General features: G+C 41.0%; 9 protein-coding genes. All 9 read left to right on the forward strand.

The features are described 5' to 3' along the window. Positions 1-15 precede the first annotated feature (15 nt). The 9 genes from JW794_07125 (at position 16) to JW794_07165 (ending at position 11186) form a co-directional block, all read left to right on the forward strand. Positions 16-711: a hypothetical protein gene (locus JW794_07125; protein ID MBN2017879.1), complete on the forward strand. Its 696-nt coding sequence runs from the start codon at positions 16-18 to the stop codon at positions 709-711. Continuing rightward, the gene (locus JW794_07130; GenBank protein ID MBN2017880.1) at positions 711-1556 is read left to right on the forward strand and encodes a hypothetical protein; all 846 of its coding nucleotides are present in this window, start codon (positions 711-713) and stop codon (positions 1554-1556) included. Before JW794_07125 ends, JW794_07130 begins: the two co-directional genes overlap by 1 nt. Before the next feature lie 9 nt (positions 1557-1565). Then, positions 1566-2207: a hypothetical protein gene (locus tag JW794_07135; GenBank protein MBN2017881.1), complete on the forward strand. Its 642-nt coding sequence runs from the start codon at positions 1566-1568 to the stop codon at positions 2205-2207. 184 nt (positions 2208-2391) lie between these two features. After that, positions 2392-3390, forward strand: a complete 999-nt coding sequence (locus JW794_07140) for a MoxR family ATPase (GenBank protein MBN2017882.1) — start codon at positions 2392-2394, stop codon at positions 3388-3390. Positions 3391-3486: 96 nt separating this feature from the next. Further along, on the forward strand, positions 3487-4608 hold the full coding sequence (locus JW794_07145) for a choloylglycine hydrolase family protein (protein ID MBN2017883.1): 1122 nt from the start codon (positions 3487-3489) through the stop codon (positions 4606-4608). A 124-nt stretch (positions 4609-4732) separates the two neighbouring features. Further along, positions 4733-5620 (forward strand): cache domain-containing protein, encoded by an 888-nt coding sequence (locus tag JW794_07150; protein MBN2017884.1) that lies wholly within the window; start codon positions 4733-4735, stop codon positions 5618-5620. Positions 5621-5626: 6 nt separating this feature from the next. After that, positions 5627-6883, forward strand: coding sequence for a cache domain-containing protein (locus JW794_07155; GenBank protein MBN2017885.1), 1257 nt, complete (start codon positions 5627-5629; stop codon positions 6881-6883). Between the two features lie 36 nt (positions 6884-6919). Beyond that, positions 6920-9460: a PAS domain S-box protein gene (locus tag JW794_07160; protein ID MBN2017886.1), complete on the forward strand. Its 2541-nt coding sequence runs from the start codon at positions 6920-6922 to the stop codon at positions 9458-9460. A gap of 10 nt (positions 9461-9470) precedes the next feature. Beyond that, positions 9471-11186, forward strand: a complete 1716-nt coding sequence (locus JW794_07165) for a purine/pyrimidine permease (protein MBN2017887.1) — start codon at positions 9471-9473, stop codon at positions 11184-11186.

Here is an 11186-nt window from a genome sequence, read left to right on the forward strand (position 1 = left end):
ATATAAAGAGGACACATGAGACGACAAATTCCAATGATCATCACCTTTTTTGTTGGTGCTCTTATTATCGTATCAGAATTTATTCCCCATAGACCCTTTGGTAATCTTTCAACCAGTCTGGAAGGATGGTTTTTGATTATATCCGGATTTGCGATCATACTCGGGCAGCTGAGTTTGTTCAAAGTAAATATCATAAAGATCCACCGCAAAGCACCGAACTGGCCCTACTTCATTATTGCCCTTGTGAGTTTTTCTATTATGGTCATTTGCGGTATCCTCTGGGGAACGCAACAGCAGCCGGGACTTCTTCAGACCAGCGATAAAATGCTGAATTTCTTCGGTATGAAGCCCTTTGACTACATCTTCAAATACATGTTCGAAAATCTCTCTGCTACGATGTTCTCGCTGCTTGCATTCTTCATGGCATCTGCATCCTACAGGGCATTTCGTGCACGAAGCCCGGAATCTACTTTGCTTTTGATAGCAGCAGTCCTTGTCATGCTTGGCAGAACAACGATAGGCAGCACCCTGACGGGCTGGATACCAGAATCTCTTGGATTTTTGCACTTGCCGAATATTGCATCATTTATCATGAAATATCCGAACACTGCCGGTCAGCGAGCCATTATGATTTGCGCAGGTCTTGGGGTGATCGGCAGCTCTCTGCGGATCATACTCGGGATCGAGCGTTCATATTTAGGGGGTAAATAATGAAAATTTTTGAGAAATTTCTCCATATCGACAGACGAATTATTTTCCTGCTTATCCTCCTCGGCGTAGCCATTCCTCTTATCTGGACTCTCGGCTTCAATCTCGAAGTAACAGAAAACGTCCAAAGCGTTTACGATCTTCTCCAAAATCTCGAACCAGGTACACGAATCCTTATCTCCTTCGATTATGACCCCTCGACAAAACCGGAGATCCAACCCATGGCAATCTCACTGATGCAGCAGGCATTCACACTTCGGCTCAGGATCATTGCAACCGCACTCTGGCCTATGGGAGTTCAGATGTGCAACGAGGCGTATGAAACAGTTAGCGCTGAATATCCTGATGTAAAATATGGTATCGATTTTATTAATCTCGGCTACAAGTCCGGCGGCATGGTCACGATCAATCACATGGCAAAAGATTTTCGGAGCACCTTCCCTGCTGATGCAGGGGGAAATCCGATCGACGAATTCCCCATCATGAAGGGAATAAAAAATTTCGATAAGATCGGCTGCATGATCTCCCTTTCGGCTGGTGATCCGGGGTTGAAGCAATGGGTTATGATCGTTCATGATACCTTTGGAAAACCGGTAGCCGGCGGCACTACTGCAGTACAGGCACCCACAATGCTGCCGTATGTGAATGAACAGCAGCAACTCGTTGGATTACTTGGCGGATTAAAAGGTGCAGCAGAATATGAACTTCTTATAAACAAGCCCGGCTTTGCAACCAAAGGAATGGATGCGCAGTCCGTTGCACATCTCATCATCATCCTGTTCATCCTGATCGGCAATATCGGCTATTTTGCCACCAGGAAACAAAAACCAAAACTGGAAGCTAAGTAGGAGGACATCATGGCAATACTTATGGACAGAATCGGTATTTGGATCGGCGCTTTTCTTACCTTTGCTATCTTCAGCTTTTTATATAAGGACAATCCGTTTTATAAGATAGCGGAGCAGATCTTCATCGGGATCTCTGCCGGTTATTGGTTTATATATACAATCTATAACATTCTCATGCCCAATCTTTTTATACCGGTTACGACAGATTTCACGCATAATTTCATACTCCTCATTCCTGCATTTCTTGGTATTCTCATGCTCTGCCGTTTGATACCCACTATCGATTGGGTGAGTAGATATGCACTTGCTGTGGTTGTCGGAACAACTGCGGGTCTTTTCTTTAAGCGCTATCTCCAATCCGATGTGCTGAACCAGTTGACTGCAACCATGCTTAATCCCTTTGCTTCGAGCAACGCTGCGCAAATTATTGGTGAACTCATTTTGATAATCGGCACGATAACAGGTATCGTGTATTTCTTCTTCAGCAAAAAGCATGAAGGTGCGTTCGGGACAACTGCACGGGTCGGTATTTACTTTCTTATGATAAGTTTCGGTGCTGCGTTCGGTTATACGGTGATGGCGCGTATCTCGCTTCTTATCGGACGTCTCAACTTCCTGCTTGGAGATTGGCTGGGAATTATTAAGCCGTAATTCGTAGAGCGAGGAGTGATATAGGTAGGTCGTTCTGTTTTCGTCAATTTCATGTGTCTTTCGTGTTTTTCTCCTACCACGGCTTATAGAAAAGAAGCCGGGTAATTTATCTTTAGCATCCAATCTTGACATCCCAACACACCACTTCTCAATCTATCTCAAAGTATAAGTTGAAGGATTGAACATGGATAAAATTGTCTCGGAAAGCGACGTAAAAACTATAGAAAACCTCTCTGAAACCAGAGCAAAGATAGTGAACGAAATCCACAAAGTCATTGTGGGACAGGATAAGGTGATCGAATATTTCCTTATCTCTCTTTTTGCAAATGGACATTGCCTGCTGGTTGGTGTGCCCGGATTGGCAAAAACACTTTTGATCAGCACTATTTCTCAAGTACTCGATCTGAAATTCAGCCGAATTCAGTTCACCCCTGACCTTATGCCGTCAGATATAACCGGCACAGACATACTCACTGAAGATAAGACAACCGGCAAGCGCGCTTTTCAGTTTATAAAAGGTCCGATCTTTGCAAATATCATCCTTGCTGACGAGATAAATAGAACTCCTCCCAAAACACAGTCTGCGCTTCTCGAAGCAATGCAGGAGAGAAAAGTTACTGCCGGCAACAATACGTTCCCGCTCGAACCACCTTTCTTCGTATTAGCAACCCAAAATCCTATCGAGCAGGAAGGAACCTATCCCCTACCTGAAGCGCAACTCGACAGATTCATCTTTCATATCGATATAGATTATCCTTCCTATGAAGAGGAAAAGCAGATCGCCGAGATCACCACAAGCAGAGAATTTCAAAGTATTCAAAAAATAGTAAGCGGTGAAGAGATCATAAAACTGCAAAAGTTCATTTTTAAGGTTCCTGTTCCCGATCATATTCTCGATAGTGCTGTAAAACTCGCACGTCTTTCCCGTCCTAAATTCGAAGATGCCCCAGATTTCGTGAAAAATTGGGTGAACTGGGGTGCTGGACCACGGGCATCGCAATATCTCGTTCTTGCAGCAAAGACACGCGCTGCATTACATGGAAGGACCGTACCTTCAATGGAAGATATCGAATTTGTAGCCACGCCAATTCTTCAACACAGAATTCTTCTGAACTTCGCAGCAGAAGCAGAGGGTATTACATCAAAGGAAGTCATACAGAAGCTGCTTGGATGTTTAAAATAGAGTATCCATTTATTTTGGAATCTCTCTTTTTAGACATATTGACCATAGTAAAATGATAGAAAATTCGGTGAACAAATTCAACCGAAGGAGAAAGCAATGAATTTAAACAGGAAAAAATTTATCACTGTAATTCTGGGATTTATGATTTTGTGTGGAAACATTTCAGTACCTGCTTTTGCATGCACGGGAATTAGATTGACCGCAAACGATAAGGGAGTTGTATATGGTCGTACGATGGAGTGGGGAAAATTTGATTTGCAGTCACAAATCATGATCGTTCCAAAGGGTTATTTGTTCAAAGGTCTCACTCCAGACGGTAATAATGGTAAAAAGTGGAGTGCAAAGTATGGTTTCGTGGGACTTGATATGATGGGACAAAATTTTATTGCAGACGGCATGAATGAAAAAGGTTTAGTTGCAGGATTATTCTATCATAATGGGTTTGCAAGCTATCCAACTTACAATAAAGACATGGCAGATATTACTATCACAGCGGTGGACGTGACGAATTATATTCTTTCTCTATTTGCAACAATTGATGAAGTTCGTCAGGGAATGGAAAAAGTTCGAGTTGTTGCTGTTATTCAAGAGGAACTTGGTATTCCTATGTACGCTCATTGGATGGTTACGGATCCTGAAGGTAATTCCATAACTATCGAGTTCTGTGATGGTAACATGAAAATCTTTGATAATCCTCTCGGGGTAATTACAAATGATCCTACGTATGATTGGCATATGATGAATTTGCGAAATTATATCAACCTATCTCCAGTTTCATTCCCTAATAAAAAAATTAATGATCTTGATTTTGCTCCGATGGGTGCAGGAAGCGGCATGATCGGCTTGCCTGGTGATAATACACCTCCTTCACGATTTGTACGTGCTGTTGCCTGGACGCAAACTGCCAGACCTACCGAAACATCAGAAGAAACAGTGTACGAAATATTTAGAATACTTGATAATTTTAATTTACCACTTGGTGCTGCAGAAGGTTCTGATAAGTCGAGTAACCTGCAAGGTATGCGCAGTTCAACGATTTGGACAACAGCGTGGGATCTATCAAACCATGTTCTCAATTATCATACCCAGCATAATAGGCGGGTCCGAGCACTATTTCTTCACAAAATAGACTTCTCGGATATTGGAGATAGCATCATTCGCATTCCTCTTGATTATAACAAAAAACAGGATATCCAAGATATTACTCCAACAAAATAGAACTAAATTTTGATATTTTTTGTTTGAGATTATTCAATTGATTCTTTGATGTCGATATTTTCAAAATTCTTGACAGATTTTCACGAATCGAGTCCCTGCAATTACTACACTTAATGGAGTTTACATGATTAAGATTTTCAATAGTAATTCTACTGTGCTCCTCATTTCACTCCTTTTACTACTTTCGTGCACAAGCACTCCTTCACAATATGATTACAAAGATACCGAGAATCTTGTTAACTTTGTGAACAGAGCCGTTGATCTCATTGAAGAATACGGCGAGGAAGGATTTCAGCAATTCAGGATCAAAGGCAGCGAATGGGATCACGGTGATCTCTATGTTTTTGTATGGGGTTTGGATGGTATGAGATATGTTTATCCTCCCGATCCTTCAGGAGAGGGAAAGAATATGCTTGATCTCAAAGACATCAACAACAAACCCATTGGAAAATTATTTGTCGAAGCAGTAACAGGTAAATCTGGTGAGGGGTGGGTACACTATCAATGGCCCAAACCTGACAGCGACAAACCAATTTGGAAAAGCACTTTTCTGAAAAAAGCCGTTTCACCATCAGGCAATGAATATCTTATTGGAAGCGGATTGTATGAAATGCCGATTGATAAAGCATTTGTAGTCTATAATGTTAATCAGGCAGCTGAACTCCTGCAAGAAAAAGGTATAGCAGCATTAGAAGAACTACGAAGTATTTCAGGACCTTACAGGTTCATGGATTGTTATATCTTTATAAAAGATATGCAGGGTAACGAAATATTCAATGCAGCATTCCCCGAATTAGAAGGAACGAATATCATGGAACTCCGCGATGCGGATGATCAGTTCTTTGTTAAAGATGAAATCAAAATTTTACAAAATCGAGACTATTGCTGGAATGACTATATGTGGCCAAAACCAGGACAGACAGAACCATCTCTTAAGAGAGTTTTTGTTAAAAAAGCACTGGTAGATGGAGAAACTCTTGTTGTTGGCTGTGGTTATTATCCGCCCGAATAAGATACCATGAAAAAGATTATTCCCGTCATTGTTGTACTCATTATAATTGCTGTTTCGATTATAATCCTGAGAAAAGTATTACGTCCAGGGGAAGGCATGACCCCTTCAGAAAAAGCTCGTTCGATCGTACTGAACAAGATAAAGGAGAACGTTCAAGACGCTCTCGATTCAGCAGATAGGGATTTCTCAGCTTCAGCACAAGAAATCGCTAAACAGGGTGTTGCAAGCGAAACAACTCGTGCAATATTGAATAAGCTTGTAGAAAGCCATCCGTTTATTGTTGACTGCTGTATTGTAGACACAACTGGTATTATGATCATTGTAGAACCGGAAAATTTCAAATCCTTTGAAGGATCGGACATTCATGACCAGGAACAGGTTCAAAAGGTTCAGCAGACACATCTACCCGTCATGAGCAAGGCATTTAATGCTGTTGAGGGTTTTCAGGCTGTCGATATTGAATATCCGATCATGTCAAGCGGACGGGATTTCATCGGCTCGCTCAGCATGCTCATCCGCCCTGATTCAATGCTCGTGGATATCATAAAACCCATAATAAAAGGAGTACCGGTAAATGTTTGGGTAATGCAAAAAGATGGTGTGATCCTTTACGACCGAAATAAAGAAGAGATCGGCAGAAATCTTTTTAGTGATGACATGTATAAACCTTATGGAAATTTACGAGCCCTTGGACACGAAATTATCGAAAACGAAACCGGCATTGGCTCATATACGTTCCTGTCTGACACTATGAAAGAAGCAGTCGAAAAGCAGTGTTTCTGGGAGACAACTGGGCTTTATGACATGCAATGGAAACTTGTTCTCACATCTCAACTTTCCGGAGCTGAAGCTCTTAAAGGTTCGAAGGAGTCCATTCGATATATTCAGAAAAAACTTCGTGAATTCCTTCAGCGCGATGACCTTCACGCGGCACTTCTTACACAGAATGACGACAAGATCAAAGAATGTTTCCGGAATTTTTATGATGATTATCCATATATATACAGCATCCAATGGACTGATACATCAATGGTTGGACGATTCGGTATTCCTCCCGAACATTCGCTAACGAATTATAACTACCGGGAAAGCAGAGAGGGATTCGACGAACGAAATGAAGCTTTTATGGAATTAGTCGAGAATCAAGAACCTGTTGTGGTTGAAAAAGACCTGCTTGAGGGAGATCGTGCAATTTTCATCATCGAACCTGTCATGTATGAAGAAATATATCTTGGAATAATTTACATTATGATCTTGAAATGAACGTACCAACATTTCTCGAACCAGTAAAGAGTTGATATGGCGAAAACAAGCGTGCTCATAGTAGAGGATGAGATAATTGTTGCAAAAAATACCGAGGTAATGCTTCGCAGTCTTGATTATAATATCATAGACATTTGCCCTTCTGGTGAAAAAGCAATCAAGACAACTGTGGAAAAACATCCTGATCTTATACTCATGGATATAGTCCTTGCCGGTAAGATTGATGGCATTGAAGCAGCGCGACAGATCCTCGAAGAGGTTGATGTTCCGATCATCTTCACGACGTCATATTCTGATGATGAAACGCTGAAGCGCGCAAAAGAGACCACTCCGTATGGGTATATTATCAAGCCATTTCAAAAAAAGGAATTATTGGCAAGCATCGAGATTGCGATCGAACGCCATACACTCGAACAGATAAACCGCCAGAATGAACAACTGCTGCAGACAACGCTCCAGAGTATCAGTGACGGTATTATCACAACAGATAAAAAGGGAAATGTTCTTTATATAAATAATATTGGAGAAAGCATTACCGGATGGTCTACTCAAGAGGTTATAGGCAAGCCCTTAAAAGAAGTCTTCAAGTTTTCAGGTGCTGATAAAATTAAAGATCTATGCAAAATAATTGATAATCCTTCACGAATAAAAGAAATTGTTAAGATCCCATCAGCAACGCTTATTGACAACAAGGAATTATCTAAAATAATCGAGGGAAGTATATCTCCAATTATTGGCAAAACAGGTAAGATATCCGGTTTTGTTTTTGTTTTTCGGGACATCACCGTGCTCAATAAAGCGCAACGGATTCAAAATACACTGTATAACATTTCAAATGCCGTTAATTCTACAAATAATATCCAGGAACTGTTTGAATCAATTCAAGAATATCTCGGTGAAATCATCGACACGAAGAATTTTTATGTGGCTCTGTATGATAAGAAAAACGATACGATCTCTCTTCCTTATATCATCGATCAGGAAGATAAGTTCACAACGTTCCCTGCAGGTAAGACACTTACAGGATATGTAATTAAGGATAATAAATCCATGCTTGTTGACCAGGAATTGAACAAAGAGATGACAAAGAAAGGTTTGATAGAAAGTATCGGTTCACCATCAAAGATCTGGCTCGGGGTGCCGTTGCGCATAGAGAAAGAAGTTATCGGTGTTGTTGCAGTACAAAGTTATGATGATGAAAATCTTTATACAAAAGACGATCTGGAAATTCTGGAGTTCGTTTCAGAGCAGATGGCAATAGCTATTTCCCATAAACGTGTCGAGGATGCACAGCGAGTTGAGAGAGCTTATTTTGAGCAGCTTTTTGAGAATGCTCCAGAGGCTATTGTGCTCATCGATAATGAAAGCAGAATTCTACGAATGAATGAGGAATTTACCAGAACTTTTGGATATACAATTGAGGAAGCACAAAATAAAAAGATCGATGAACTTCTTACTCGCGGCGAATATGGAAAAGAGGCAAAAAAGGTCACAGGAAAAATCGCGAAAGGAGAAACGGTTGCCCTCGAAAGTGTGCGCTGGCACAAGAACGGTACGCCGGTCGATGTTTCTATCCTTGGTACACCAATTATTTTTGGGGGAGGTCAGCTGGCAGTTTATGGGATATACCGTGATATTTCAGACAAAAAAGCAGCCCAAGAAGCACTGAAAAAAAGTGAAGAACGGTATCGAGAACTCATCGAAAATGTACATGACATAATTTATAGATTCGATCTGGAGGGAGTAATAACGTATATCAACACTGTTGGAGAAAAAATATTTGGGATGCCGTCAGATGAAATAGTAGGAAAAAGAACTCTCGATATTGTGCAGCCGGAGAACCGAACTGCCTTAAAACATTTCTTCCAGAGACAGTACTTAAAGAAAACGCAGAATACGTATCATGAATTTGAGATTATTAAGAAAAACAATGAAAAAACATGGCTTGGACAGAATACTTCTTTGCTTTTAGAAAATGATAAGATTATTGGTTTCCAGGCAATCGCACGCGATATAACCAGCAGAAAAAAAGCAGAAGAAGAAATCCGTGAAGCAAACAAGAAACTCGAGCTCCTTTCACGAACCGATCCCCTTACGCAACTTTCTAACCGCAGGGATGTTATTGAGAAGATCAGGTATGAAAAAAGACGATACGGCAGAAGTGAACAGTCCTTCACAATAATGATCTGTGATATTGATGATTTTAAAGTCATAAACGATACGTTTGGACATGATGCGGGAGATGAAGTTCTAAAAACCCTTGCAAATATAATGTGCATGAATGTCCGCAAACAGGATACTGTTGCCCGTTGGGGTGGCGAAGAATTCCTGCTGCTGCTTCCTCAAACAGAGGCAGCAGGCGGCTTGGTCCTTGCGGAAAAGATCAGGTCACGGATAAAGTCAAAAGAATTCAAATTCCTTGGAAAGAGTATCCATATTACGATAACAATCGGCTTAAGCGTCTATCATGAAAACAGATCAATAGAGGACACCATTAACCAGGCAGATCAGGCACTTTACATGGGTAAAAAACTTGGAAAAGATTGCGTGAAGTGCGAAACAGATCTTGTGAAATAAAGAGGAACGCATGATAAAAAAACCTGATAATCTTATCTATGGCGTAAATGAAAAGCCACCACCTTTTACTACATTATTTCTGGGTTTGCAACATGTTTTTGTCATCTTTATCGCGATGATCTTTCCTGTTATGATCGTCAGACATCTCGGTGCTGAGATCGATCCACGCACAGCAAGTGGCTTTGTGAGTATTACGATGATATGCAGCGGCATTGTGACCATATTACAGGCATTGAAGAAGGGACCGGTTGGATCAGGATATCTCTGTCCTTCAGTGTGTGGGCCATCATATATGCAAGCATCATTTATGGCAATTTCTGGTGGAGGACTGCCACTCCTGTTCGGCATGACAGGGTTTGTTGGTATTGTTGAGTCGATCTTCTCACGGGTAATGCATAAACTCAGAGTTTTATTCCCCACCGAGGTAACGGGTACAATCGTTGCAATGGTCGGTGTTACGATCATACCTTTGGCAATCAAGAGTTTTGTTGGTTTGAGTGAAACTGATACCATTGTTACTACACCTGAAATCATTGTAGGTATTACAACGCTTCTTTTGATGATCGGACTCAATGTATTCAGCAAGGGCAAACTCCGTCTCTACAGTGCATTGATCGGGATGGCTTCAGGATATGTTCTCGCTTATGTATTTGGACTCTTTACACCGGCAGATTTTCAAAAAATTCACCAGTCAAAGCTCGTTAACTTTCCTTACCTTAAAGATCTCACGTGGGCATTTGATCCGAGAATGATTATACCTTTTACCATAGCTGCTCTATGCTCTGCCCTCAAGACGGTCGGTGACCTGACTACATGCCAGAAGATAAATGATGCAAACTGGAAACGTCCTGAGATGAAATCCATTTCCAAAGGCATTCTTGCAGATGGTTTAGGTGGAGTACTCCCCGGAATCTTAGGAGGTTTCGGTCAATCAACTTCATCGACCAATGTTGGATTATCGATTGCAACCGGTGCTACCAGCCGGGTAATTGCTTACAGCACTGGTATCATACTCATTTTTCTGGGCTTCTTACCCAAACTTGCAAATATTTTTATAATCATGCCCAAACCAGTAATGGGAGCAACTCTCATCTATGCGATCGGCTTTATGATCATCTCAGGATTCCAGATAGTGATGAGCCGAATGCTCGACTCCCGAAAAATATTTGTTGTGGGAATATCTCTCATTTTCGGCCTGAGTGCAGATATGATCCCATTGGCATATAAAGATGTACATTCCTGGCTCAGCCCGATATTTCATTCTTCACTTTCTTTCGGAGCAGTCACCGCAGTTGTACTGAATCTTCTTATGAGGATAGGAATAAAGAAAAAGGTCTCAATTGCTCTTACCGCCGGCAAGGAATCTTCAGATAAAATTTATGCATTCATGCAGAAAGCTGGCAGTTCATGGGGAGCACGACCAAATGTTATTTTTAAAGCAATCACAGTAATGAATGAGTTTATGGAATCCGCACCTGAACTCGGGTTAACCTCGCAAGATGTTATTATGAATGTAAGTTTCGATGAATTTAACCTGGATGTAACTATAGAATATGCCGGAAAACAAATGCTCTTCCCTGCAAAGAGACCTTCGAAAGAGATATTAATGACCCAGGAAAATGCAGCAATTGAGCTGGCAGGATATCTGATTGCAACAAATGCAGATTCCACTCATTCAAAAATTGAAAAAGGACATGTTTACCTAACATTCCACTTTGAACATTAA

The organism is Candidatus Cloacimonadota bacterium (assembly GCA_016932035.1).
Classification (GTDB): Bacteria; Cloacimonadota; Cloacimonadia; order JGIOTU-2; family JGIOTU-2; genus Celaenobacter.

Bases quoted from the DNA above. Each gene is read 5' to 3' on its own strand.
- JW794_07125 (MBN2017879.1), top strand. From the start codon at position 16: ATGAGACGACAAATTCCAATGATCATCACCTTTTTTGTTGGTGCTCTT.
- JW794_07130 (MBN2017880.1), top strand. From the start codon at position 711: ATGAAAATTTTTGAGAAATTTCTCCATATCGACAGACGAATTATTTTC.
- JW794_07135 (MBN2017881.1), top strand. From the start codon at position 1,566: ATGGCAATACTTATGGACAGAATCGGTATTTGGATCGGCGCTTTTCTT.
- JW794_07140 (MBN2017882.1), top strand. From the start codon at position 2,392: ATGGATAAAATTGTCTCGGAAAGCGACGTAAAAACTATAGAAAACCTC.
- JW794_07145 (MBN2017883.1), top strand. From the start codon at position 3,487: ATGAATTTAAACAGGAAAAAATTTATCACTGTAATTCTGGGATTTATG.
- JW794_07150 (MBN2017884.1), top strand. From the start codon at position 4,733: ATGATTAAGATTTTCAATAGTAATTCTACTGTGCTCCTCATTTCACTC.
- JW794_07155 (MBN2017885.1), top strand. From the start codon at position 5,627: ATGAAAAAGATTATTCCCGTCATTGTTGTACTCATTATAATTGCTGTT.
- JW794_07160 (MBN2017886.1), top strand. From the start codon at position 6,920: ATGGCGAAAACAAGCGTGCTCATAGTAGAGGATGAGATAATTGTTGCA.
- JW794_07165 (MBN2017887.1), top strand. From the start codon at position 9,471: ATGATAAAAAAACCTGATAATCTTATCTATGGCGTAAATGAAAAGCCA.